Raw genomic sequence first — 25,043 nt, forward strand, 5'->3', positions numbered from 1 at the left:
CGTGCGATTCGCCCGCGGCGGCCGGGTGCCATCACAAGGGCATCACCTCTGGCCGAGGAGCGTCAGCACCGCGAGCACGCGGCGGTGGTGCTCGGGGGACTCCTCCAGGTCGAGCTTCTGCAGGATGCTGCGGACGTGCGTCTCGACGGTCTTCAGGCCGAGGAACAGGGTCTGCGCGATGCCGCCGTTGGAGTAGCCCTGCGCCATGAGCTCGAGCACCGAGCGCTCGCGCTCGGTGAGGCGCGCGAGCGGGTCGTCGGCGCGCGTGCGCTGGACCAGCTGCTCGACCACCTCGGGGTCGACGACCGACCCGCCGGATGCCACGGTCTGCACGGCGCGCACCAGCGTCTGCGGTTCGGACACGCGCTCCTTCAGCAGGTAGCCGGTGCCGCTGCCCGCGCCCATCACGCGGAGCGCGTACTCGGGCGTCGCGTACATCGAGAGCAGGAGGATGCCGATCTCGCTGCCGTCCTGCCGGATGCGCTCCAGCGCGACGATCCCCTCGTCGCGGTGGGTCGGGGGCATGCGGATGTCGAGCACGGCGGCGTCGAGGTCGAGGTCGTCGATCGCGGCGAGCAGCTCGTCCCCCGTGCCGTAGGAGCCGACGACGTCGATGCCACCGCCCTCGAGCACCTTCGCGATCCCCTCGCGAAGCAGCAGCGCGTCGTCCGCGATGGCGACCCTCAGGGGCCGTTCCTCCGTGCGCTCAACCATCCAGGCACCTCCGATCGAAGGCGTGCGTGAGCCCCCGACGTCCATGCGCCGCCCACTCCCGACCATACGCGCCGAGCCGGGCCCTCTGGTGGACCCCGTTGTGGGGACAGTCCCGTGCGCGGGGGTGCATGGCCGTGCCACGCTGGGAGCAGGTCGCGCACCCTGCCTGCCGCGCGGACCCCGAGGCGCCGGCCCGCGCCGTCCATCCGAGGAGCGTCATGGTCCGATCCGGTTCGTCGCCGGCGTCCGCCCCAGCCGCGTCGACGGCGCGCGCCGCCACGTCCGGGCGTCCGGTCCGACTCGTCGTGGTCCGCCCGGAGGAGCGCGTCGACCAGGTGCTCGGACGCCACCCCGGTGCCACGCCGTCCTTCAACCGCACCCTCAGGGTCGCGCTCGCGATGCGCGGAGGCGTGAGCCTCGCCGTCTGGATCGGCGGCACGGTCGCCGAGCTCGACCTGCTGCGCCGCATCCGCCTCTTCGATGTCGGCGACGAGACGCTCGCGCTGGTGCCCGAGACCGCCGAGCGGCCGCTGACCGATCCCGTGCTCACCCGGCTGCAGGCCTACGCCGAGATGCTGGATGCCGCGGGGTACGACCGCGTCGAGTTCGACCTCCTCGCGGGCGCGAGCGCGGGCGGCCTGAACGCGGTCGTCTACGCGGTCGCCCAGCGCGCCGGCACCGGACTCGACCGGCTGCTCAGCACGTGGGGCTCGGTCGGCGGCTTCTGGGGGCTGCTGCACCCTCCCGGCGCCCGCGGCATCCTCGCGCTCATGCAGGGCGAGAACTACTTCCGGGCCGAGACGGGCCGGGCCCTCGTGGAGATCTACGACACCGACGACCGGCACCCCGACCTCGTGTCCGAGTACACCGCCGTCGACCTGTCCGTGACCGTGATCGACGCGAGCGACGAGTACGAGGAGGACGCGAACGAGGGCCGCGGGCACTTCCGGTTCGTCGGCGATGACGCGCACCGGCTCGACAACCGCATCCCCACCCGGGGTCGCGAGCTCGAGGCGGTCGATCCGACCGTGCGCGACGACGACCTGACGAACCTCTCGAGGCTGGCGCTGGCCGCGCGATCGACCTCGTCGCTTCCCGGCGGGTTCGAGCCCGCGGCGATCGACTCGTTCCAGGGCGACGCGGGCGCGGGAGACGAGGCGGGCATCGACGGCGGGCCGGGGATGCGCTTCGCGTTCGCCGGTCACCGGTCCGAGGCGAGCACGCCGTACCGCGTGGTCGACGGAGCCGTGTTCGACAACGTCCCGATCGAGCGCGCGCTGCGGGCCGCACGGTCGCGCGTGTCCGACCGGCGCGCGGATCGGGCGATGATCTTCCTCGACCCGGAGCCCGACCCGCCGCTCGGCGGGCGGGTCGACTGGGACCCGAACGCGTCCCGGTTCTTCCGTGCGATCAAGGCGATGTTCGACCGCCAGCTCCGACGCGAGTCCGTCGCCCGCGAAGTGGCGGAGCTCGAGCGGTTCAACACCGCGCAGCAGGTCGCGAGGGCGCGCTTCGAGAGCGCGGCCCCGCTCGTGGCGAGTGCGCTCGCCGACCCGTCGGGCGTGGCCGCGCGCCGACCCGCGTACCTCAGGGCGCTCTCGGTGGACCTCGCCGACCATCTCGCCGAGACGATCGCCGCCCCGAGCCTCTGGCAGCTGCACTCCTCGCTCGAGCATCGACGGCGGTACCGTCCGATCCCGCTCGTGAAGCTGACCGCACTGGCGGATGTCGCGACCGAGCGGGTCGCCGCGCTCTCGCCGACGCAGCGCGATGCGTTCGCGCGGTCGCCGCTCGCGCTTGCGGACGCCGCGAACTGCGTGCTCGGCTGGTCTCGCGCGCTCGAGGCGCTGCCTGCGGCATCGGGATCTCGGCACGGATTCGCCTTCGGCGAGGTCCGGGGGTCCGCCTATGCCGCACTCACGGCGGCCATCGAATGGCGGGATCGGATCACCGTCCGCGTGCTCGAGACGACGGCCGCGTTCGCGGAGGGCGGTGACGACCCGACCGTCGACGACCTCCGCGGGTGGATCGACGTCTGGCTCGCCGAGAGCCGCCGCCACCGGGAGCGGGAGCTGTGGGACGGCCTCGACACGGCCGTCGCGCTGCTGCGGATCGCGACGGTGAACGTCGAGCGCGAGCTGGCCGGCGGCGCCCGCGAACTCACGTCGGAATGGGCCGCGTCGCCGTGGCGTCCGCTGGGGTCGAGCCCCATTCTGTCGGCCGTCGACCTGCCTCCCCTCTACCACTCGGCCGGCATCCCGCCGGCGCTCTCGAGCGTGCGCTACTGGGCGATCGGCGTCGACGAGCCGCCCGCCGATCCGCAGGAGTTCCGCGCACTCGTGGCGGACCAGTGGTACGCGATGCTCGGCAGGGTCCTTCGCAGGGGCGACCTGAAGCCGACCGAGGCCGCCGCGGCCATCACGGCGGCGTCGTCTGAGGTGACGCTCGACCGGGGCTCGAAGCTCGCCGGCTACGGGGTCGGCAACTTCCTCGGGTTCCTGGCCCGGGATTGGCGGGTCAACGACTGGTGGTGGGGTCGGCTCGACGGCGCCGCCGGCATCGCCAGGTTCCTGACGACGCTCGCGCCCGACGGCATCCGCACGGAGCACACCGTGCGCGTGCTGCAGGATGCGGTGCTGGCCGAGGCGGACGAGCCCGAGGTCGTCGGTCGCGACCTGTCGCCGCTCGAGCCGGCGTCGCCCTCACCCACCGCCGACGGCGGCATCGGGGGAACGGGCGCGGAGACCGCCGAGGCGGCGGGCACGACTCGACGCGCACGATTGCGTGCGGGGACGGACACCATCTTCAACCTGGACCCGTCGTACCGGTTCGCGATCGCGTCGCGCGCAGTGCGCCTGTTCGACCGGGTCGTCGTCCAGCCCGTGCGGACCGGCACGCGCTGGCTCGCGGGGGCGGCGCTGTTCCTGATGCGTCCCGTGCTCGTCCCGCTCCCGACGGTCTTCGACCCTCCCCGGCTGGCGCTCGTCTCGGGCTTCGCCGCCGCGGTCGCCTGGCTGCTCACGTGGGACGACATCGAGCGCGATTCGATCTGGTGGCTCGGCGTCGCGCTCGTGGCGGGCCTCGTCGCCATCGCCGTCATCGCCGGATCGGTGGCTTCGCGTCTCCGCCACTGGTCGGCGGTCGCCGACGCCCTCGACGGAGACCTCGGCACCGCGGCCCGCGAGGCGCGGCGCCGCGCGCTGCGCCCCGCCTGGTCCATCGCGGGCGTTGCGATGGCGAGCGTCCTCCCGTTCATGATCGCGATCATCGGCAGCAATTTCCTGCTGATGCTGCTCTGCCTCGGCGTCACGGTCGTGCTGACGGCGATCGCGGTGCGCGCTGCCGGCTCGGCGACGCGCGCCCGGATCCCGGGCCGGGACGTGCGCACGATCGTGATGATCTCGATCTTCGCCCTGCTGGGCGGCGTCCTGCCGTTCGTCCAGCTGGCGACGGAGTACCTCACACGCGACCGCACTCCCGCGGCGCTCGAGGTGCCGCAGGAACTCAACTGGGTCGCCCTCGCCATCGGCGCGGCGGCCGTCACGATCGCGCTCACGTGGGACTGGCTCCGGATCCGGTACCGGCCGCCGGTCGTCGACGAGGACGAGGAGAGCGAGGGCGGCGGCCGCGTCAACTGGATCAACCTCGTCAACTGGTGCTCGGTGACGATCGTCTCGGTGCTCGCCGGCCTGACCGCCTACGCGATCGCGAAGTTCCTCACGGTCGGCATCGCCTCGCTCCTCGCCGACACGATCGCGGCGACGGCGTTCATCGTCGCCTGGGCGAACGTCGTGTGGTGGATGCCCGACGGCATCCGCCGACTGCCCCGCATCGAGGACCGCGTCGAGCGCGCGCCGATGGACTGACGTCCGCGGTCATCGCGCGCCCTTCGGTGACGCCCGGGACGCGCCGAGCCCGGCCGCCTCGTCGCGACCCCCGCGATGATGCTCGTCTCGCGCGTGATCGCGGATGCCTCGGGCTCGCGCCCGAGGCATCCGCCCGCCGCACCGCTACACGAGCGAGTCGCGCCAGGCCGCGTGCAGCGCCGCGAACCGGCCCGTACCGCCGATCAGGTCGGCGGGCGAGCCGTCCTCGACGATGCGGCCGTGCTCCATGACGAGCACCCGGTCGGCGATCGCGACCGTCGAGAGGCGGTGCGCGATGATGACGGCCGTGCGGTCGGCGAGCAGCGTCTGCAGGCCCTCCTGCACGAGCCGCTCGCTCGGGATGTCGAGCGAGCTCGTCGCCTCGTCGAGGATCAGGACCGCGGGGTCGGCGAGGAACGCGCGTGCGAACGAGATCAGCTGGCGCTGGCCCGCCGAGACGCGCCCGCCGCGCTTGTTCACGTCGGTGTCGTAGCCGTTCGGCAGCCCCTCGATGAACTCGTGAGCGCCCACCGCCTTCGCGGCCGCGACGATCTCGTCGAAGGTCGCCTCGGGCTTGCCGAGCGCGATGTTGTCGGCCACCGACCCGGAGAACAGGTACGCCTCCTGCGTGACCATGACGATCGCGCGCCGCAGGTCCTTCGGGTGCATGCGCCGGAGGTCGACCCCATCGAGCTCGACCACGCCGTCGCTCGGGTCGTAGAACCGCGAGATCAGCTTGGCGAGCGTCGACTTCCCGGCGCCGGTCGACCCGACGAGCGCGATCGTCTGGCCTGCGGGCACGTCGAGGTCGAACCTCGGCAGCACCACGCGGTCGGGCGTGTACGCGAACTCGACCGACTCGAACCGCACCCGGCCGTCGGCGGTCCAGAGGTCGACCGGCTCGGCGGGGTCGGGCACGCTCGGCTGCTCCTCGAGGACGCCCGAGATCTTCTCGAGCGCCGACGCGGCCGATTGGTAGGAGTTGTAGAACATCGCCAACTCCTCCATCGGGTCGAAGAAGCGCTTGGTGTACAGCACCGCCGCGAGCAGCACGCCGATTTCGAGTGCCCCGTCCGCCACGCGGAACCCGCCGACGAGCAGCACGCCCGCGACCGCGACGTAGCCCATGAGGTTGAGCGCCGGGTTGTACACGGCGAACAGCCCGAGCGCCCGGGCGTTGACGTCGCGGTAGTCCTCGACGAGGTCGCCGAACACGCGCTCGTTGCGTCGCTCCGAACGGAACGCCTGCACCGCGCGGATGCCGGTCATGGTCTCGACGAACTGCACGATGAGCTTCGCGCTCGCGACGCGCGAGCGCCGGAACAGCCGCTGCGAGCGCACCTGGAACCAGCGCGTGAGCGCGACCAGCGGGAGCAGCGTCGCGAGCAGGACGAGCCCGGAGAGCCAGTCCAGCCAGACGAGCGCGATCGCCGTGAAGAGCATGTAGAGCAGGCCCCGCACGAGCTGGTTGATGCCCTCGTCCATGAGCTCGCGGATCGCGTCGAGGTCGCTCGTCTGGCGCGAGATGATCCGGCCCGACGTGTACGACTCGTGGAACTCGAGCGAGAGCTTCTGCGTGTGCAGGAACACCCGCGTGCGCAGGTCGATGAGCACGGACTGGCTGATCCGCGCGGCCATGCGGATGTACCAGGCGATGAGGAACGCCCCCACCGCGCCGGTGACGAGGTAGGCGAGCCCCGCGAGCCCGACCGGCAGCCAGTCCTGCGCCATGAGCGCCGGCAGCCCGCGGTCGATGCCGTAGGCGATGATCGCCGGCCCGGCGACCTGGGCGGCCGTCGAGACGACGATGACCGCCATCGTCACCCAGAGCTGCGCGCGCAGCGGCTGCAGCAGGGACCCGAGCAGCCGCAGGCTCCGCCTGCGGATCCAGCGGGACTCGGCCTTCGTGTACTCGTCGCGCTCCTCGCCCTGCACCCCGGTCACGGTGCTCATCGGATCGCCTCCTTCGGTTCGGCCGGTTCGGCCAGGTCCTGCCCGTCGATCAGGTCGGATGCCTCCGCCTGCGCGCGACGTTCCTCGTCCTCGAGACTCGAGATGACGAAGCGGTAGTGCTCCGACTCCCGCAGGAGCTCGGAGTGGGTGCCGACCGCGGTGATCCGGCCGCCCTCGAGGAGGGCGACCCGGTCGGCGAGCATCACGGTCGACGGACGGTGCGCCACGATCAGCGCGGTCGTCGAGGCGAGCACCGTCCGCAACTCGGCCTCGACGCGCGCCTCGGTGGCCACGTCGAGCGCCGACAGGGGGTCGTCGAGCACCAGCACCGCGGGCTTCGCGGCCACCGCGCGCGCGAGGGCGAGCCGCTGACGCTGCCCGCCGGAGAGGCTCATCCCCTCTTCGCCGACCTTGGTGTCGACGCCGTCGGGCAGGCCGTACGCGAATCCGGCCTGCGCGACGCGCAGCGCCTCGTCGAGCACGCGCTCCGCCTCGGCCGCGACCGCCGCGTCGGCAGCGGCGTCGCCTGCGAGCTCGGGCCGGCCGAGCAGGACGTTCTCGCGCACCGACGCGGAGAACAGCGTGGCGTCCTCGAACGCCATCGCGATGTGCCTGCGCAACTCCTCGCGTCGGAAGGCGCGCACGTCGACGCCGTCGAGCGTCACCGACCCGCCGGTGACGTCGTACAGGCGGGTGGCGAGCGCCGTCATGGTCGTCTTGCCGCAGCCGGTGAGGCCGACGAGCGCCATCGTCTCGCCGGGCCGGAGCACGAGGTCGACGCCGTCGAGCAGGTCGCCGAACCGCTCGGGCGAGTCCTGGTAGCGGAAGCGGACGTCGGAGAACGCGAGTTCGCCGCGCGGCGACCCGAGCTCGGCGGGCCGTTCCGGGTCGCGGACGGCGTTCTCGCTGTCCATGACGTCGAAGTACCGGTCAGTGGCCGTCCGCGCATCCAGCGAGAACGCCAGCAGGAACCCGATCGACTCGATCGGCCAGGCGAGCACCGCCGCCGTGGCGAAGAACGCCACGAGCTGGCCCACCGAGAGCTGGCCCTGCGCCGCGAGCCACACGCCGAGCACGAGGCAGATCGCGAGCGCCACCGCGGGCACGACGAGGATCCACACCCAGATGTTCGCGTCGAGGCGCGCCTTCTCGATCTCGGTCGAGCGCAGCCGCTCGGCCTGCGCGCGGAACGAGGTCAGCGCGTGCTTGCCGCGGCCGAACGCCTTGAGGACGCGGATGCCGTGGACGGACTCCTCGACCGCGGTCGCGAGGTCGCCCGACTGGTCCTGGCTGCGACGCGACACCTCGGAGTAGCGGCCCTCGAACCGGTAGCCGACGATCCACAGCGGGATCGAGCAGGCGAGGAAGACGAGTCCGAGCATCCAGCTCATGGAGATCAGCACGACGGCGCCGACGACGATGACGACCAGGTTCATCACCAGCAGCACGAGGCCGAAGGCGAGCCACCGGCGGATGAGGCCGAGGTCGCTGACGGCGCGCGAGAGGAGCTGGCCGCTCGGCCAGCGGTCGTGGAAGCTGACGGGCAGGTCCTGCAGCTTCGCGTAGAGCGCGTCGCGCATCCGAGCCTCGACCCGCGTGGTCGGACCGATCACGAGCCAGCGCCGCAGCGCGAACATCGCGGCTTCGCCGGCGCCGAGTGCGAGCACGAGCAGCGCGAACGGCACGATCGCGGCGCGGTCGCCGTCGGCGAGCGGTCCGTCGACGATCGCCTCGAGCACCTGCGGGATCGCGAGGGCGATGAGCTGCGCCACGAGGTAGGCGGCCATGCTCCCGTAGATCGCGGGCATGGCGGGGCCGACGTACCGGCGCAGTCGCAGGAGCGCGCGCACCGTCCCGGTGCGCTCGGCGCGGGGAGGGTGGAGGGTGGATTCGGTGGCGGTCACGCCGGTTCCTTCCGGGAAGCGCGACGGGTCGCGCGGACGCGGACCCGTCATGGGGAGACGTGGATGCCGCGCGCTCGATCGCGCGCAGGCGGAGGCGGGGCGGGGCCCCGCGTGGATCGGCCGGCGTCCCGCCGGCTGGACGGTCTCGGGGCGCTAGCCCAGGTCGACCGTGGCGGAGGAGGCGAGCGTCGGGACGAGCGCACCGAACGCCGCGACCGTGCGGGCGGGAATGCCGGTGTACTTCATGTCGTCCTCCTGCGTCGTGGTCACGAACCCATCGCCCGCCGGATGGTTCCCCGAGCGGGCAGCCCTACAGGATATGCCTCAGCGACCGAGGGACGCAAGATCGGATTTCGCGGCGTGCCCGACCCGGCCTCGTGGCGCCGACCGGGGTCAGCGAACCCGCACCGACAGGCAGGTGACGCAGCCCTCGAGCTTCTCGAACTCGCTGATGTCGACGGTGACCACGCGGTAGCCGAGGCCCGACAGGAGCTCAGCGGTCCGAGGCGCCGAGGCCGACATCAGGAGCGTCTCGTCCGACAGGATCACGACCGCGACGCCCTCGGGCTCGGGAACCGCGAGGAAGCGCGGGAACAGGGAGGTCGACTCGATGAGGTCGGGGAAGCCGATGACGGTGCCGTCGGGCAGCGCCGTCACGGCGCTCTTCAGGTGGAGCGCCTTCGTGATCGGCACCGCGACGACCGTGTAGCCGAGCGGTGAGAGGATGCCGCGGAGCTGGCGGACGCCCTCGGCGTTCGTCCGCGAGGACGCGCCGACGTAGACGGTCGAGCCGATCTTGAGGACGTCGCCGCCGTCGAGCGTGCCCGGGGCGGTGATGCGGGCGACCGAGACGCCCGGGAAGGCGCGCACGGCGCGCTCGACGGCGTCCACCTCGGGCTTGCGCGAGTCGGCGCCGGGATTGGCGAGCACGGCGAGACCGTCGAAGAAGACCACGGCATCCTCGATGAACACGGAGTCGGGCAGGTCGGGTGCGGCGTCGACCTCGACGGTCTCCCACCCCTCGGCCACCAGTGCGGCGCAGTAGTCGTCCCACTGCTCGTCGGCGAGCGCCTGGTCGACGGGGCGGCGCTCGAGGTGCGTCAGTTCGGCCTCGTCGAGGTTCGAGGCGGGGATGCGCACGAGCGCGACGCGTCGGGCGGCGCGGCGAGGACGGTGCGCGAGCACCCACGCGGCCACGCGCGGGGCGACGAACACCTCGGCGACCACGGCGGCGACGATGAACAGGAGGTTGAGCCCGAGCAGGCTCGAGAGCACGAGCGAGAAGACCTGAGCCGACACCTGGACGCCGCTCGAGAGCACGTTCGCGCTCGCGGCGAGGAGCGTCGCGAGGACCGCCGAGGTGAGGGCGACCGGCAGCGCCAGGAACCAGGCGCGGAGCGCGCCGACCGCGTTGCCGATGCAGAGCAGGCCCCAGAGCACGATCGCCGCGAGCGAGAAGTACGGCACGACCTGGGCGAGCACGACCGGGTTCTGCTCGCGCGAGACGAGGTTGGCGAGGACGCCTGCCCCGAAGGCGATGAGCGCGACGGAACCGGCCGAGGCGAGCGCCGCGATCGAGCGGCGGGCGATGCTCGCCTGCGCGGGATCGAGGGCGGGCACGGCCGGAGGCTGGGTCGCGGGGGGCGTCATGCGGTCGAGCCTATCGGCCGGGCGGAAGGCGTCGCGCACGGTTGCGCGGGCGGCTCCGGGCGCGCGTGGCGCGACCCGGGCGAGCACCGCCTGCAGCGCCGCGGGGACGCGGGTGCGGGGCGACGGGCGAGCGTCGCCCCGCGGCGGAGGGCGGTCAGCGAGCCGCTTCGAGCCGGGCCGCGGCGAGCCGCTCGGCGGCCTCGAGCGTGGTGATCCCGGCCGCGTCGGCGTCCCGGTGCACCGCGCCGACGACGTCGCCGATGCCTGCGATCCGGCGGTCCAGTTCGTCCTGGCCGATCCCGGGCGCCGACGCCAGGTCGAGGTAGACGACCCCGCCGGCGTTCACGACGAAGTCGGGCGCCCAGGCGATGCCGCGGCCCCGGAGCATCCGCGCGACGTCGCGCTCGGCGAGCTGGTTGTTCGCGGCGCCCACGACGGCGCGGACCCGCAGCTCCTGGACGACCTCGGGGGTCAGCACGCCGCCGAGCCCGCACGGCACGAACAGGTCGGCCTCGACGCGGTGGGCGTCGGCCGGGGAGACCCATTCGGCGCCGAGCTCGTCGGCGAGGGCCCGCTTTCCCTCGTGCACGTCGGTGACGGTGAGGCGCGCGCCGCCTGCGGCGAGCGCCCGGGCGAGACGCCCGCCGACCTGGCCGAGGCCGGCGATGACGAAGTGGCGACCTGCGACCTCGCGGGTCCCGAAGACGTGGTCGAGGGTCGCGAGGATTCCCGCGTGCACGCCGGCCGCGGTGGCATCAGCCGGCTCGCCCACGCCGCCCTCGTCGGCGGGCAGGCCGCAGACGTACTCGGTGCGCTCGTGCACGACCGACATGAGCTCTGCGCTCGTCCCGACGTCCTCCGCGGTCATGTAGGCGCCGCCGAGCGACTCGACGGCGTCGCCGAGGTCGAGCATCGCGTCGTGGCGACGCGCCTCGTCGAGCGCCTCGCCCGCGGGGATGCAGACGACCGACTTCCCGCCGCCGCGCGCGAGGCCGGCCGCGGCGTTCTTCAGGGTCATGGCCTGCGAGAGCCGCAGGGCGTCGGCGAGGGCGTCGGTCCAGTGCTCGTAGTGCCAGACCCGGGCGCCGCCGAGTGCCTGGCCGAGGGCGGTGGAGTGGACGGCGACGATGATGGTGAGCCCGGAGCGGGGACCCCGCGTGATGAGCACGCGCTCGTGGTCGGGTGCGTCGGCGGGCAGTGCGGCGTGGACCCCGTTGGACGGGGACGGCGCGGGGGCGTGGGTGATCGACATCGATCGGCTCCTTGTGTTCATCGCCTTGTGGGCGCGGCTGTGCGGGCGCTTCGTGGGCGCCTCACCTCAAGGGTACCGCCGCGGCGGGGCCCCGACGGCCCGGGGCCGGGTGCGGCGGCGCTCAGTGGAAGAAGTGCCGCTCCCCGGTGAAGTACATGGTCACCCCTGCGGCCTTCGCCGCCGCGACGACCTCCTCGTCGCGCACCGACCCGCCCGGCTGCACGACCGCGGTCACGCCGGCGTCGAGGAGGATCTGCAGCCCGTCGGCGAACGGGAAGAACGCGTCGGATGCCGCGACCGAGCCCGCCGCACGGTCGCCGGCGCGCTCGACGGCAAGCCTGCACGAGTCGACGCGGTTGACCTGGCCCATTCCGACGCCGACCGAGGCGCCGTCGGCGGCGAGCAGGATCGCGTTCGACTTCACCGCGCGACAGGCCCGCCACGCGAACTCGAGGTCGGCGAGCGTCGCCTCGTCGGCCGGCTCGCCCGCGGCGAGCGTCCACTCCGAGGCCGGCGCGAACGCACGGTCGGCCTGCTGGAGCAGCAGCCCGCCGGAGACCTGCCGGATCTCCGTGACGGGCGGCTCGAATCCATCGGGCAGCTCGAGCAGGCGGATGTTCTTCTTCTGCGTGAGGATCTCGACCGCCTCGGGTTCGAAGCCCGGCGCCACGAGCACCTCGGTGAAGATGCCGGAGACGGTCTCGGCCATCGCGCGCGTGATGACGCGGTTCGCCGCGATGACGCCGCCGAACGCGGACACCGGGTCGCACTCGTGGGCCCGGCGGTGGGCGTCGGCGATCGGGTCGGCCGCGCCGTCGGCGGCCACCGCGATGCCGCACGGGTTGGCGTGCTTGATGATCGCCACGGCCGGGGCGGCGAAGTCGTATGCGGCCCGCACCGCGGCATCCGCGTCGACGTAGTTGTTGTACGACATCTCCTTGCCGTGCAGCTGGCGCGCCTGGGCGACGCCCGGGCGGCCGCCGACGGCCGAGTAGCGTGCGGCCCTCTGGTGCGAGTTCTCGCCGTAGCGGAGGTCGGCGTCCTTGGTCCACGCCGCGCCCACCCATGCGGGGAAGGGCGACTCCTCGGCGGCCTGGTCGGGCGCGACGACGCCGCCGATCCACGACGCCACGGCGATGTCGTAGGTCGCGGTGTGGCGGAACGCCTCGCGCGCGAGCGCGCGACGCTGCACGAGCGTGGTGCCGCCCGCGCGCACGGCCGAGACGACCTCGTCGTAGCGGTCGGGCGAGACGACGACGGCGACGTTGGCGTGGTTCTTCGCGGAGGCGCGGACCATCGCGGGGCCGCCGATGTCGATCTGCTCGACGATCTCGTCGGCTTCCGCGCCGGATGCGACGGTCTCGACGAACGGGTAGAGGTTGACGACGACGAGCTCGTAGGGCGAGATCGCGAGCTGCGCGAGCTCGCGCTCGTGGTGCTCGAGCCGGAGGTCGGCGAGCAGCCCCGAGTGCACGGCCGGGTGCAGGGTGCGCACGCGCCCGTCGAGGTGCTCGGGGTAGCCGGTCACGTCGGCGACCTGCGTCACGGGGAGCCCGGCGTCGGCGATCGCCTTCGACGTGCCGCCGGTCGACACGATCTCGACGCCCGCCTCGACGAGCGCCGAGGCGAGGTCGACGAGCCCGGACTTGTCGCTCACGGCGATGAGCGCGCGCTTGACGGGGACGACGTCCCGCTCGCGGTACAGGCTCGGGTCGATGCGTGCTCCGCTCATGATGCGGCGAGCTCCTTCAGGTCGAGGTGCGAGTTGGCGATGTCGATGACGGCCTGGATGAGCAGGCGCCGCTCGACGGGCTTGATGCGGTCGTGGAGCGTCGACTCGGTGTCGCCCGGCAGGATCGGCACGCGCTCCTGGGCGATGATCGGGCCGCCGTCGACGGAGTTGTCGACGACGATGAGGCTCGCGCCGGTCTCGGTCGCGCCCGCGGCGAGCGCGTCGCGCACGCCGTGCGCGCCCGGGAACTCCGGCAGGTACGCGGGGTGGGTGTTGATCAGGTCGGGGCTGAACGCGTCGACGACGGCGGGCGGCACGAGCCGCATGAGCCCCGAGAGGATCACGAGGTCGGCGCCCCAGGCGCGCACCTGCTCGATGAGCGCATCGCCCCACTCGTCACGCGAATCGTAGGCGGTGAAGGGGACGGTGAAGGCCGGGATCCCGAACTCCTCGCCGAGCGCCAGTCCCTCGCAGTCGCGGTCGGCGCCGATGGCGACGACCCTCGCGGGGAACTCGGCGTCCTCCGACGCCTCGAGGAGCGCGCGGAGGTTCGATCCCGTGCCCGAGATCAGCACGACGAGCTTCAGCACCCTACGAGGGTACCCGTCGCGCAGACGAGCGGATGACACGGGCCCGGCCGCGCACGTGCGCATCGACCCGCCGGACGGTGGAATCGCGCTCAGCGACCACGGCTCCCACGTGTCAGGCCCTCGATCTCGACCGTCTCGACGCCATCCGACGATGCGCGCTCGTCGGCCGTCGGATCGGGCCGACGGGGATCGCCGGGCTCGTCCTCGTCGCCGCCCTCCCGTGAGCGGGCGCGAGCTGCGAACGCCCCCGCGATCGCCCCGACGCCCACGCTCGCCGCGGTCACGCCGCCGACGAGGAGCGCGTGGGGACCGACCTCCGCCAGGTTCCCCGGCCCGGCGGCGCCGCCGGCGCCCCACGCGAGCGCTCCCATGACGAGCCCCGCGACGACACCCGCTCCCGCACCGACGGACAACGTCGCCCACCACGGCTCGTGATCGCGTTCGCGCTTGCCGCGGCCGACGAGCACCGCCCCGCCGAAGCCGAGGAGCACGGGCAGCGCGAGCCAGAGCACGCCGAGCGGCGCTCCCTCGGCAGGCAGCGCACCGAGGATCGGCAGGCCGGGGACCGGCCCGATGAGCGTCACGCTCGGCGACACGATCGTGCCCGCGCCGAGCGCGAAGCCCGGTCCGAGCATCCACGACGCGGCCCAGACGATCAGGTTGGGCATGAGGGCGAGCTCGATGAGCGTGATGGCGATGCCGCCGTCCACGCCCGCGCCGAGCGCCTGGTACAGGCCGATGATCGTCGGATGGTCGATGACGATGCGAACCGCGAGGAGCGCCGCGGCGACCCCGACCACGCCGACCGCCGAGCCCACGCCGATCCGGATCGCCGAGCGGATGCCCGCCCAGGCGACGAACGGGAGGGAGTCGAGTCGATCGCGCACCGCGCTGGTCGCGGCATCCGTCGCCCAACCGGACCGGCCGAAGGCCACCATGACGCCCGCGAGCACGCCGCCGCCCATCACGGCCCCGGGCAGCACCGCCGCCTGCCAGACCACCGGTTGCGCCACCGGCGCCGTGGCGAGCACGGCGAGCGCCGCGCCGAGCAGGCCCGTCACGAGCACCGCCGAGACCGCTCCGACGATCGGCGTCCCGGTCGCGGTCGCCCGGCGGCCGATGCGCAGGCCGAAGAGGAACGTCAGCAGGGCGAAGCCGAGCAGCGCGATGCCGATCGTGAACGGCGCGTCCGCGCCGGCGACGCCGACCACGGCGGCCGTCGCGGCGTCGAGGTGCACGACGACGTCGACGCCGTGGCCGATGAGCCACGCGTCGGCCGCGGCGCGGAAGAACGCGTCGACGGGGGCCGCGAGGCCGAAGTGGACCGCCCAGAGCAGCATCAGCGGCACGAGCGCCAGGCCGACGCCGACCAGCACGGCCACCGTGGCCTCGAGCGCGGCCAGGAGGGCGATCGTCGTGCGTCTCATCGCACGCGAGCCTAACGCGAGCGCCGCCCGGCGGCGCTCACGACCTGCGGTCCGACGGCGAGCGGATGACCCGCCCGCGCGTCAGGCCGACGCCGACGTCACGGGGTCGCCAGCGGCTCCGGCTCCGGTTGCGGCTCGACCTCGGGGATGGGCTCGGGCCGGCGCAGGAGTTCGACCACGAGCACGGCGAGCAGGGCGACCACGACCGTCCACACGACCGTCGACGACGACAGCGGCCTCGAGAGCCACAGCACCGACGCGGCGACCACGGCGATCGCGGCGTAGGCGACGACCCGCCAGCGGTGCAGCCCGGCGCCGAACCGCCCGGTCGTGATGCCGTGCGCCTCGGCACTGCCGCGCACGGCGCCGAACGCGTCGTCGGAGAAGCCGCGGACGCGCCGCGCCGGCCCCCACGGCCCCGAGAGCCAGGCGATGATCGCGACGGCGAGCGCCAGCACGGTGAACGCCGTCAGCGTCGAGACCATGAGCTCGGTCAGTCCCCCGAAGACCGACTCGGCGGCGGCCTTCGGCATGATCGACGGGCTCACCGTGCCGACGAAGAAGAGCCTGCCGGTGCCGAACCCCGCGAGCGTCATGAGCATGACGAGCGCCAGTCCGCCCGCGGTCCAGGCGAGCGCGACGCTCCGGCGCTTCGCGACCACGACGCCGGCGGCGAGCAGGAGGAGCGTGACCAACGGCAGCCACGTGCCCACCGCCACGGCGAGCGTGTAGATGGTCTGCACGAGCACGAGCGAGTCGGCCTGGGCGACCTGCACGCTGCGGTCCACGACGGGGATGGCCGAGGCGAAGCCGACCCCCTGCTCGCCGAGCCGCTCCTTCACGGCTTCGATGATCGGACCGAGCTGCACCGAGAGCGTGCCGTCGCCCCCGATCTCGAGCATCGCCTCCGGGTCGCCCTGGAGGGCCGCCGTGAACTGCGTGTGGCTCGCCCGGAGCGCAGCGTCCCAGACGTTCGCGAACGCCTCCGACTGGATCACGCGGTCCACCGTCGACGACAGCAACGAGCTGAGGCCCTGCGCCGCGGGCGCCTCGAGGAGCGACAGCGCGTCCTCGGCTCGGGGCGGCAGGTCGAGGGCGCGGATGCCGTCGAAGACGTCCGAGGTGAGCTGCCGGATGTCGACCTGCTCCTCGATCGCCTGCGTGACCTCGTCGGCGAGGAACGCCTGCACGGCGGGGTCCTCGGCGAGCGGGCCGAAGGTCGCGACGAACCGATCGGTGTCGACGAGCTCGGCGCGCGCCCAGGCCGTGATCACGGCGATCGGCGCGAGCAGGAGGCCGACCACGACGAGGACGACGGCGGCCACGGTCCGTCCGCGGCGGCGCTTCGGACGCTCGGGCCCGGCGGATGCCGCAGCGGCGACGTCGGCCGACAGGTCGCGGGTCTCGGCGACGTCGGCGCGCAGTCGCGCGTTCTCGGCCTCGAGTTCGGCGATCCTGGCGCGCAGGTCGTCATCGGGACTCGTCGAATCGGTCATCTGGGCACCACTCCCCCGGTCGGCCACGCTGCCGACGATATCGACCGCCGGAGTCCGGGGGAAGACGATGGTCCCGTGACACGCTGCCCCGGGGCATCCGCCTCAGTGGATGACGGCCTTCAACAGGATCATCGCGATGCCGAACGCGGCCGTGCCGAGCGCGCCCACGACCTGCATCACGGGGCTCGCCCCGCGCCGCCGGAACGCGATGAGACCGAGGACGGCGAGGACGAGCACGCCGACCCAGAGCGCGGTCCAGATGGCCAGGAGGTCGGGGACGACGCGCGCCGCGCCGAGCAGGAGGATCGACGACGGGATGAGTGCGGCGACGAGCATGCCGAACGATCGGCGGAGTGCTCCGCGGAACGCCTCCCCGAGGCCGACCATCCGGTGGTCGTCGAATCCGTGGTGGGCGACGGTCCCGGCGTAGACGTGGGCGGCCCAGAAGACGAGGACCGTGACGACGACGGTCCAGAACACCTGCCACGAGGTCTCACCGTGCCCGCCCGCGACGACGATCATGCCCGACACGAGGATGACGCCGTAGACCGACTCCTCGGTGACGAAGCTCGTGCGGAGGATGTGGGCCGGGGTGGCCTTCGTGGCGGCCCGGGGCCCGGAGGCCTCGGAGTCCGCCGATCGGGACGTCTCGCTCATCCCGACATCGTCGCACGCGGTCGGCGAAGTTACCCCCCAAGTGGGGACCTGAGATTTCCTCATCGATCGGAGTAACGTGCGGAATGGCGTGAGAGACCCCTACGGCGCGATGCACGCCCGGCGAAGCACCTACCCACCTTGCCGGACGCGCCGAAGACGGACGCCCGAGTCCGCCCACCGCCCGCAGCGGAGACGTCCGGCCCGCCCGGACCGGATGAAGCCTGCGACACCGGAGGCGATGATGCCCCACACAACCCGAATCCGAACGCCCGAGGAGCGGATCACGTTCCGGCGGCGATGTCTTCGAATCGCCGCGGGCGTCGGCTTCGTCGCCCTGACGAGCACGGCCCTCATCGCTGGACCCGCGCAGGCGGCGCACCCCGAGGTGAGCCTGGTTGGCAGCGAGTTCGAGATCGACACCGATGCGAACCTGGTGGTCGACGACGTGCCCGGCCTCGACTGGGACAACGTGGTCGAGGCCCGCCAGGCCGACGCCGAGAGCGGCACCGGCGACGACTCGTTCGGCCAGGGGTCCAAGGAGGACACCGAGGTGCCCTCGCCGGTCACCGGCAGCATCCCGCCGAACAAGTCCGACTTGAAGACGTTCGGCACGTACCTGGAGGAGACGCCCGGCGGGGACTTCCTGCACATGTTCTGGCACCGCGTCCAGGACCCGACCGGCACGACGAACATGGACTTCGAGTTCAACCAGTCCGACGTGATCTCGGCCAACGGCGTCACCCCGGTCCGCACCGACGGCGACCTGCTCATCCAGTACGACCTCGCCAACGGCGGCACCAACCCCGAGCTCTTCCTTTCCCGGTGGGTCGCCAGCGGACCGAAGTCGCAGTGCGAGGCCGCCAACAGCACCCCGTGCTGGGGCACGCGCGTGAACCTGTCGGCCGCGGGTGATGCGACCGGCTCGATCAACACCTCCGCGATCCCAGCAGCTGACACCGACGGGCTCGGCGACATCTCCGCTCGCACCTTCGGTGAGGCCTCGGTCGACTTCTCGGCCATCGTGGGCGACGGCTGCGTGACGTTCGGCAGCGCTTACCTGAAGAGCCGCTCGTCCGACTCGTTCACGGCCGCGATGAAGGACTTCATCGCGCCCCTCGACACGGGCATCGACAGCTGCGCGCAGGTGATCATCCGCAAGGTGACGGACCCGAGTCCGGACCCGAGCGACTCGTCGTTCTCGTACACCACGGGCAACTTCGAGACGCCCACCGAGACGAACCCGTCGTTCAGCCTGAAGAACGGCGAGTCGCAGGACTACAGCCAGGTGTTCATCGGCAACGGCCTCACCGTGACCGAGGACCTCGCGGCACTGCCCGCGGGCTGGAAGCTCGACTCGATCAACTGCGACGCGAGCGAGGGCGTGACTCCGCTGATCGATGTCTCGACGGGCACGATCACGTTCGACCTGGACGCGAACTCCGACGTCCTCGACTGCACCTACTACAACGAGACCGGTGGAACCGTGATCGTGCGGAAGGTGACGGATCCGGATCCGGATCCGAGCAATGCGAGCTTCGGGTACTCGACGGTCCTGGAGACGCTGAGCGGTGCATCGAACCCGTCCTTCAGCCTCGGCAACGGCGAGAGCCAGACCTACGATGACGTGCTGCTCGGAACCGGGTACACGATCACCGAGGACTCGCTGCCGCCCGGATGGTCGTTCGAGAGCCTGGACTGCTCCGCGAGTTCGGGTGTCACGCCGAACATCGTCGGCGCGACGGTGACGTTCGACATCGACGATGCCAGCGACGTGCTCGACTGCACCTACGGCAACCAGACCGGCGGCACCGTGATCATCCACAAGGTCACGCAGCCGGATCCGGATCCCTCGGATGCCTCGTTCGGCTACTCGTCGTCGTTCTCGACGCTCGACGGCACGGTCGACCCGTCCTTCTCGCTGAAGAACGGTGAGACGGCGACGTACCTCAACGTGCTGTTCGGCACGGGCCTGACGGTCACCGAGGACTCGCTGCCGAGCGGCTGGGAGTTGCTCGACCTCGACTGCACCGCGAGCGTCGGCGTCGTGCCGTCGATCGCAGGGGCAGAGGTCACGTTCGCCATCGACGACGCCGATGACGTGCTCGAGTGCACCTACACCAACCGGGCCTTCGGCTCCATCGTGATCGAGAAGATCACCGACACCAGCAACGGCGCGTTCGACTTCACGTCGGGCACCCTGACCCCGTCGGCCTTCACGCTCACGACGACCGGACCCGGTGATGCGGGCAAGGACTCGCAGACCTTCGGCAACCTCGACCCCGGCACGTACGACGTCGCTGAGACGATTCCGGACTTCTGGAACCTGGTCAGCGCGACGTGCGACGACGGGTCGGACGTGAGCTCGATCGGGCTGAGCCCGGGCGAGACCGTGACCTGCACGTTCCACGACGACCGCGAGCTCGGCTCGATCAAGATCGTCAAGGACCGCAAGCACGCGGCCGACGGCCTCGGCGCGAACCACCCGCATGAGGGCGTGGACTTCACCATCACCGGTGGCGAACTCCCGGCCGGGGGCGTGGTCGTCACGACCGACGCGAACGGCGTGGCCTGCTACACCGGCCTCGTCGTGAGCGGCCTGGTCGGCAACTACACGGTCGAGGAGTCCATCCCCGGCGGTTACGTGATGGCGGTTCCGGGAACGCAGACGGCGAACGTCGCTGAGGCGTCGGCCGACGACTGCTCCGACACCAACGCGGGCGCGGTGAAGCAGTTCACCAACATCCCGCTCACGAACATCACCGTGAGCGTGGACTCGCAGGTGCCCGGCGGCACGTACTCGAGCATCGAGTGCGACGTGGCCGGCTCCGACTCGGTCTCGATCGCGGACGCGATCGACGACCCGAGCATCACGATCAACAACCTCGAACCGAGGACGGTCGTGTGCACCATCGTGATCGACCCGTGAGCTGAGGAGGCAGCTCGAACCTGATCCCGAGGGTCCCGTCGGCAGCGCCGGCGGGACCCTCGCCACGACCCCCGATCTGGGGTAGTGAGTATTCCTCATTTCTGGTTCCGGGCACGCGCGCTCGCGAGTAACGTGCGGAATGGCGTGAGAGACCCCTACGGCGCGATGCACGCCCGGTGAAGCACCTACCCACCACGCCGGACGCGCCGTTGCGGATCACCCGAGTCCGCCCACCGCCCGCAGAGGACCGTCCGGCCCGCCCGGACCGGACGAAACTGCGACACCGGAGGCGATCATGCCCCACACAACCCGAATCCGAACGCCCGAAGAACGTGCCGCGTTCCGGCGGCGGTGTCTGCGCGGCGCCGCAGGGGCCGGCTTCCTCGCCCTCGTCGGCGCCGTGATGATCGGCGGGCCCGCCCAGGCGGTCAACCCCGCGGGCATCATCAGCCTCGACGGGAGCAACTTCGAGATCGACTCCGACGCCAACCTGAAGGTCGACAACGGCGGATGGGACGACTGGGCGTCGGTGAGCTACGTCATCAAGGCGGATGCCGAATCCGGCACCGGCGACGACTCGTTCGGCCAGGGCTCCAAGGAGGACACGGCAGTACCGTCGCCGGTCACGGGCAGTATCCCGCCGAACAAGTCCGACCTGAAGAACTTCGGGCTCTACCTCGAGGAGACGGCGGGCGACGACTTCCTGCACCTGTTCTGGCACCGAGTTCAGGACCCGACCGGCACCACGAACATGGACTTCGAGTTCAACCAGTCCGAAGTCGACTCCGGCAACGGCGTGACGCCGCAGCGGACCGCGGGCGACCTGCTCATCCAGTACGACCTCGCCAACGGCGGCACCAACCCGGAACTGTTCCTCTCGACGTGGGTCGCGTCCGGGAACAAGTCGCTCTGCGAGGCGGCGAACAGCACCCCGTGCTGGGGCGTCCGTGAGAGCCTGACCGCAGCCGGCGACGCGACCGGATCGATCAACACCAGCCCGATCCCGGCCGCCGAGGCCGACGGCCTGGGCGACATCTCGGCGCGCACCTTCGGCGAGGCCACGGTGAACTTCTCCGCGATCGTCGGCGACGACTGCGTGGCGTTCGGCAGCGCGTACCTGAAGAGCCGGTCGTCCGACTCGTTCACTGCCGCGATGAAGGACTACATCGCGCCCGTGCCCACCGGCATCAACAACTGCGGTGCGCTCGTGATCGAGAAGACGACGAAGCACGCGGCCGACGGTCCCGGCGACCACCCGCAGGCCGGCGTGGACTTCACCGTGACCGGCGGCTCGCTGCCGGCGGGCGGCCAGGTCGTGACCACCGACGACAACGGACGCGCCTGCATCGCCGCGATCGACTCGGGCGACTACGAGGTCACCGAGACGGTGCCGAGCGGCTACGCGGTGACGAGCTCGAACCCGCAGACCGCCACCGTCGTCCAGGACACCGACTGCAACGACGACCCGACCGTCACGTTCACCAACGTCCCGCTCACGAACCTCACCGTGAGCGTCGACTCCCAGGTGGACGGCGGCACGTTCTCGAGCATCTCGTGCGACGTGGCCGGCTCCGACACCGTGTCGCTGGGCGACATGATGGACGACCCGAGCATCACGATCAACGACCTCGAGCCGCGGACGGTCGTCTGCACCATCGTGATCGACCCGTGAGCCGAGGAGGCGACTGACGCGAAGGGCCCCGCCGGCATCGCCGGCGGGGCCCCTCCCGTGGAACGCGGCCGGGCGTCGAGCGCCCGGCCGCGGTATCCGCACGGTTACGCGCTCAGCGCCTCGTAGACCTCGCGCAGCAGGCGGGCGGTCTCGGACGGCGTCTTGCCGACCTTCACGCCGGCGGCCTCGAGGGCCTCCTTCTTCGCCTGCGCGGTGCCGGCCGAGCCAGAGACGATGGCGCCCGCGTGGCCCATCGTCTTGCCCTCGGGGGCGGTGAAGCCGGCGACGTAGCCGACGACCGGCTTCGTCACGTTCGCCTTGATGAAGTCGGCAGCGCGCTCCTCGGCGTCGCCGCCGATCTCGCCGATCATGACGATGGCCTTGGTCTCGGGGTCGGCCTCGAACGCGGCGAGCGCGTCGATGTGCGTCGTGCCGATGATCGGGTCGCCGCCGATGCCGATGGCGGTCGAGAAGCCGAGGTCGCGCAGCTCGTACATCATCTGGTAGGTCAGGGTGCCCGACTTCGACACCAGGCCGATCGGGCCCTTGCCGGTGATGTTCGCCGGGGTGATGCCGACGAGCGACTCGCCGGGGCTGATGATGCCGGGGCAGTTCGGCCCGATGATGCGGGTCTTGCCGCCCTGGTCCTTGGCGTAGGCCCAGAACTCGGCCGAGTCCTGCACCGGCACGCCCTCGGTGATGATGACGAGGAGCGGGATCTCGGCGTCGATGGCCTCGACGACCGCGTCCTTCGTGAAGGCCGGCGGCACGAACGCGATGGAGACGTCGGCACCGGTGGCCTCGATCGCCTCGGTGACCGACGCGAAGACGGGCAGCTCGACGTCGTTGCCGTCCTTGTCCTTGTGCAGCACGGTGGTGCCGGCCTTGCGGGCGTTCACGCCGCCGACCACCTGGGTGCCCGCCGCGAGCATGCGCGCGGTGTGCTTCGAGCCCTCGCCGCCGGTGATGCCCTGGACGATGACCTTGTTGTCCTTGTTCAGGAAGATCGTCATTGCAGTGATCCTGTCCTTCTGCGCTTACGCGGCGTTCGCCAGCTCGGCGGCCTTGTCGGCGCCCTGGTCCATGTTGTCGGCGAGGGTGACGAGCGGGTGCGCCGCCTCCTCGAGGATGCGACGGCCCTCGGCCACGTTGTTGCCGTCGAGTCGAACGACGAGCGGCTTGTTCGCCTCGTGGCCGAGCTCGGCGAGCGCACCGACGATGCCCTTGGCGACCTGGTCGCAGGCGGTGATGCCGCCGAAGACGTTCACGAACACCGACTTCACCTGCTCGTCGCCGAGGATGATCGAGAGGCCGTTGGCCATGACCTCGGCCGAGGCGCCCCCGCCGATGTCGAGGAAGTTCGCGGGCTTCACGCCGCCGTGGTTCTCGCCGGCGTACGCGACGACGTCGAGCGTCGACATGACCAGGCCCGCGCCGTTGCCGATGATGCCGACCTCGCCGTCGAGCTTGACGTAGTTGAGGTCGAGCTCCTTCGCCTTGGCCTCGAGCGGGTCTGCCGCGGCTTTGTCCTCGAGGAGGGCGTGGCCCGCGTGGCGGAACTCCGCGTTCTCGTCGAGCGTGACCTTGCCGTCGAGGGCGATGACGTCGCCGTCCTCCGACAGGATGAGCGGGTTGACCTCGACGAGCGTCGCGTCCTCACCCGTGTAGACGTCGTAGAGCTTGACGAAGACGTCGGCGACCTTGTCGACCAGTTCGGCCGGGAAGTTCGCGGCGATCGCGATCTCGCGGGCCTTCTCGGGGCTGATGCCGGTGCCGGGGTCGACCTCGATGCGGGCGAGGGCCTCGGGCTTCTCGACGGCGAGCTGCTCGATCTCCATGCCGCCCTCGACGCTCGTGAGCGAGAGGTAGGAGCGGTTGGCGCGGTCGAGGAGCACCGAGAAGTAGAACTCCTGCGCGATGCGCGCACCGCCGGCGACCATGACCCGCTTGACGACGTGGCCCTTGATGTCGAGTCCGAGGATCGCCTTCGCGGCCTCCTCGGCCTCGTCGGCGTTCTTGGCGACCTTGACGCCGCCCGCCTTGCCGCGGCCGCCGGTCTTCACCTGGGCCTTGACGACGACGACGCCGCCGAGCTTCTCCGCTGCGGCGCGCACGTCTTCGGGGGTGTCGGCGACGATGCCCGGGAGCACCGGCACTCCGTACTTCTCGAAGAGGTCTCTGGCCTGGTACTCGTAAAGATCCACGCTCTGCTTCCTATCGTTCCGCGCGGATGGCGCGCAGGGATGGGTGGGTGAGAGGCCCGGCTGTGAGAGTCTCGACGTCAAGATACCTCGATGTCGAGATAAGTCGAGCCGCGACCATGCTACTCCGTCGGCGACGGGCCGCCGAACGCGCGGTCCCCGGCCGTCGCTTGCGGCGTTCCGTGTCGTCGACTGCCGCGCCACGGCGGCTCAGGTGAGCCTCACCATGCTGGCGAGCGACTCTCCGCTTTGCGAGACTGCCCGCATGACGGATGCCACGGCCGAACCGGTGCACCGCACCGATCCCCACGACGGGAAGGTCCACGAGAAGCTCAACTGGCTGCGCGCGGGGGTGCTCGGCGCGAACGACGGCATCGTCTCGGTCGCCGCGCTCGTGGTCGGCGTCGCCGCCGCGACGACGGATGTCGCCGCCATCCTCATCGCCGGCGTCGCCTCGGTGATCGCCGGCGCGATCTCGATGGGACTCGGCGAGTACGTGTCGGTCTCCAGCCAGCGCGACACCGAGCATGCGCTCATCGCGAAGGAGAAGGACGAGCTCGCCACCATGCCGGAGCAGGAGCTCGCCGAGCTCGCGGAGATCTACCGCGCCAAGGGGCTGACGGCCGAGACGGCCGACCTCGTCGCCCGCGAGCTGACCGAGCACGACGCGCTCGCGGCGCACTTGGAGGCCGAGCTGCACATCTCCGAGGTCGACGTCGTGAACCCGTGGCACGCCGCCTGGGCGTCCGCGGCGTCGTTCCTCATCGGCGCGGTGCTCCCGATGCTCGCCATCCTGCTCCCGCCCCCGGAGTGGCGCATCGCGACGACCTTCGTCGCGGTCGTCATCGCGCTCGCGATCACCGGCTGGCTGGCAGCGTGGATCGGCGGTGCGCCGCGCATGCGCGCGATCACGCGGGTCGTCGTCGGCGGCGCGCTCGCGCTCGCGGTGACCTGGGCGATCGGCGCCCTGCTGGGCGGGGCGGTCTAGGCGGCCGACCGTGGC

16 protein-coding genes are annotated in these 25,043 nt (G+C 71.9%); 4 read left to right on the forward strand and 12 right to left on the reverse strand.

Annotation, left to right across the window (positions count from 1 at the left end):
* Positions 1-42 precede the first annotated feature (42 nt).
* Positions 43-714 (reverse strand): response regulator transcription factor, encoded by a 672-nt coding sequence (locus GJR97_RS10830; RefSeq protein WP_154346486.1) that lies wholly within the window; start codon positions 712-714, stop codon positions 43-45.
* A gap of 218 nt (positions 715-932) precedes the next feature.
* Between GJR97_RS10830 and GJR97_RS10835 the strand changes: the two genes are divergently transcribed.
* A complete protein-coding gene (locus GJR97_RS10835) occupies positions 933-4,580 on the forward strand; it encodes a DUF3376 domain-containing protein (protein ID WP_195760674.1) in 3,648 nt (1,215 codons plus the stop codon).
* 144 nt (positions 4,581-4,724) lie between these two features.
* On the opposite strand, the gene GJR97_RS10840 is transcribed toward GJR97_RS10835, so the two are convergent.
* The 9 genes from GJR97_RS10840 to GJR97_RS10880 form a co-directional block, all read right to left on the reverse strand.
* Positions 4,725-6,533 (reverse strand): ABC transporter ATP-binding protein, encoded by a 1,809-nt coding sequence (locus GJR97_RS10840; protein ID WP_154346488.1) that lies wholly within the window; start codon positions 6,531-6,533, stop codon positions 4,725-4,727.
* On the reverse strand, positions 6,530-8,488 hold the full coding sequence (locus tag GJR97_RS10845) for an ABC transporter ATP-binding protein (RefSeq protein WP_154346489.1): 1,959 nt from the start codon (positions 8,486-8,488) through the stop codon (positions 6,530-6,532). The genes GJR97_RS10840 and GJR97_RS10845 overlap by 4 nt, the downstream gene beginning before the upstream one ends.
* Positions 8,489-8,830: 342 nt before the next feature.
* Positions 8,831-10,087 (reverse strand): dimethylargininase, encoded by a 1,257-nt coding sequence (ddaH, locus tag GJR97_RS18790; protein ID WP_154346490.1) that lies wholly within the window; start codon positions 10,085-10,087, stop codon positions 8,831-8,833.
* Between the two features lie 154 nt (positions 10,088-10,241).
* Entirely contained in the window at positions 10,242-11,339 is a 1,098-nt protein-coding gene (locus GJR97_RS10855) for a Glu/Leu/Phe/Val dehydrogenase dimerization domain-containing protein (protein ID WP_154346491.1), read from the reverse strand.
* A 121-nt stretch (positions 11,340-11,460) separates the two neighbouring features.
* Positions 11,461-13,071 carry a bifunctional phosphoribosylaminoimidazolecarboxamide formyltransferase/IMP cyclohydrolase gene (gene purH, locus GJR97_RS10860; protein WP_154346492.1) on the reverse strand — a complete coding sequence of 537 codons (1,611 nt, stop codon included), beginning with the start codon at positions 13,069-13,071 and terminating at the stop codon, positions 11,461-11,463.
* Entirely contained in the window at positions 13,068-13,661 is a 594-nt protein-coding gene (gene purN, locus GJR97_RS10865) for a phosphoribosylglycinamide formyltransferase (protein ID WP_324613404.1), read from the reverse strand. The genes purH and purN overlap by 4 nt, the downstream gene beginning before the upstream one ends.
* An 89-nt stretch (positions 13,662-13,750) precedes the next feature.
* Positions 13,751-15,088, reverse strand: a complete 1,338-nt coding sequence (locus GJR97_RS10870) for a cell division protein PerM (protein WP_154346494.1) — start codon at positions 15,086-15,088, stop codon at positions 13,751-13,753.
* Between the two features lie 98 nt (positions 15,089-15,186).
* Positions 15,187-16,584, reverse strand: a complete 1,398-nt coding sequence (locus GJR97_RS10875; protein WP_154346495.1) for a hypothetical protein — start codon at positions 16,582-16,584, stop codon at positions 15,187-15,189.
* Positions 16,585-16,686: 102 nt separating this feature from the next.
* Entirely contained in the window at positions 16,687-17,241 is a 555-nt protein-coding gene (locus GJR97_RS10880) for a hypothetical protein (protein ID WP_195760675.1), read from the reverse strand.
* A gap of 241 nt (positions 17,242-17,482) precedes the next feature.
* Here GJR97_RS10880 and GJR97_RS10885 point away from each other — a divergent pair, with 241 nt between their 5' ends.
* The gene (locus tag GJR97_RS10885; protein ID WP_154346496.1) at positions 17,483-20,167 is read left to right on the forward strand and encodes a prealbumin-like fold domain-containing protein; all 2,685 of its coding nucleotides are present in this window, start codon (positions 17,483-17,485) and stop codon (positions 20,165-20,167) included.
* A gap of 295 nt (positions 20,168-20,462) precedes the next feature.
* Positions 20,463-21,839, forward strand: a complete 1,377-nt coding sequence (locus GJR97_RS10890) for a prealbumin-like fold domain-containing protein (protein WP_154346497.1) — start codon at positions 20,463-20,465, stop codon at positions 21,837-21,839.
* Between the two features lie 104 nt (positions 21,840-21,943).
* Here the strand turns inward: GJR97_RS10890 and sucD are convergent, their stop codons facing one another.
* Together sucD and sucC are read right to left on the reverse strand one after the other, a co-directional pair.
* A complete protein-coding gene (gene sucD / locus GJR97_RS10895) occupies positions 21,944-22,852 on the reverse strand; it encodes a succinate--CoA ligase subunit alpha (protein WP_154346498.1) in 909 nt (302 codons plus the stop codon).
* A 24-nt stretch (positions 22,853-22,876) separates the two neighbouring features.
* Entirely contained in the window at positions 22,877-24,043 is a 1,167-nt protein-coding gene (sucC, locus tag GJR97_RS10900; protein WP_324613405.1) for an ADP-forming succinate--CoA ligase subunit beta, read from the reverse strand.
* 262 nt (positions 24,044-24,305) lie between these two features.
* On the opposite strand from sucC, the gene GJR97_RS10905 reads away from it, so the two are divergent.
* Positions 24,306-25,028 (forward strand): VIT1/CCC1 transporter family protein, encoded by a 723-nt coding sequence (locus GJR97_RS10905; RefSeq protein WP_154346500.1) that lies wholly within the window; start codon positions 24,306-24,308, stop codon positions 25,026-25,028.
* The last annotated feature ends 15 nt before the right edge of the window (positions 25,029-25,043 follow it).

Origin of the sequence: Agromyces kandeliae (assembly GCF_009674665.1) — a bacterium.
Lineage (GTDB): Bacteria > Actinomycetota > Actinomycetes > Actinomycetales > Microbacteriaceae > Agromyces > Agromyces kandeliae.

Coding starts and splice junctions, on each gene's coding strand:
- GJR97_RS10835 (WP_195760674.1), top strand. CDS start 933: ATGGTCCGATCCGGTTCGTCGCCGGCGTCCGCCCCAGCCGCGTCGACG.
- ddaH (WP_154346490.1), bottom strand. CDS start 10,087: ATGACGCCCCCCGCGACCCAGCCTCCGGCCGTGCCCGCCCTCGATCCC.
- GJR97_RS10880 (WP_195760675.1), bottom strand. CDS start 17,241: ATGAGCGAGACGTCCCGATCGGCGGACTCCGAGGCCTCCGGGCCCCGG.
- GJR97_RS10855 (WP_154346491.1), bottom strand. CDS start 11,339: ATGTCGATCACCCACGCCCCCGCGCCGTCCCCGTCCAACGGGGTCCAC.
- GJR97_RS10845 (WP_154346489.1), bottom strand. CDS start 8,488: ATGACGGGTCCGCGTCCGCGCGACCCGTCGCGCTTCCCGGAAGGAACC.
- GJR97_RS10840 (WP_154346488.1), bottom strand. CDS start 6,533: ATGAGCACCGTGACCGGGGTGCAGGGCGAGGAGCGCGACGAGTACACG.
- GJR97_RS10830 (WP_154346486.1), bottom strand. CDS start 714: ATGGTTGAGCGCACGGAGGAACGGCCCCTGAGGGTCGCCATCGCGGAC.
- purH (WP_154346492.1), bottom strand. CDS start 13,071: ATGAGCGGAGCACGCATCGACCCGAGCCTGTACCGCGAGCGGGACGTC.
- sucD (WP_154346498.1), bottom strand. CDS start 22,852: ATGACGATCTTCCTGAACAAGGACAACAAGGTCATCGTCCAGGGCATC.
- GJR97_RS10905 (WP_154346500.1), top strand. CDS start 24,306: ATGACGGATGCCACGGCCGAACCGGTGCACCGCACCGATCCCCACGAC.
- GJR97_RS10890 (WP_154346497.1), top strand. CDS start 20,463: ATGCCCCACACAACCCGAATCCGAACGCCCGAAGAACGTGCCGCGTTC.
- GJR97_RS10870 (WP_154346494.1), bottom strand. CDS start 15,088: ATGAGACGCACGACGATCGCCCTCCTGGCCGCGCTCGAGGCCACGGTG.
- GJR97_RS10875 (WP_154346495.1), bottom strand. CDS start 16,584: ATGACCGATTCGACGAGTCCCGATGACGACCTGCGCGCCAGGATCGCC.
- GJR97_RS10885 (WP_154346496.1), top strand. CDS start 17,483: ATGCCCCACACAACCCGAATCCGAACGCCCGAGGAGCGGATCACGTTC.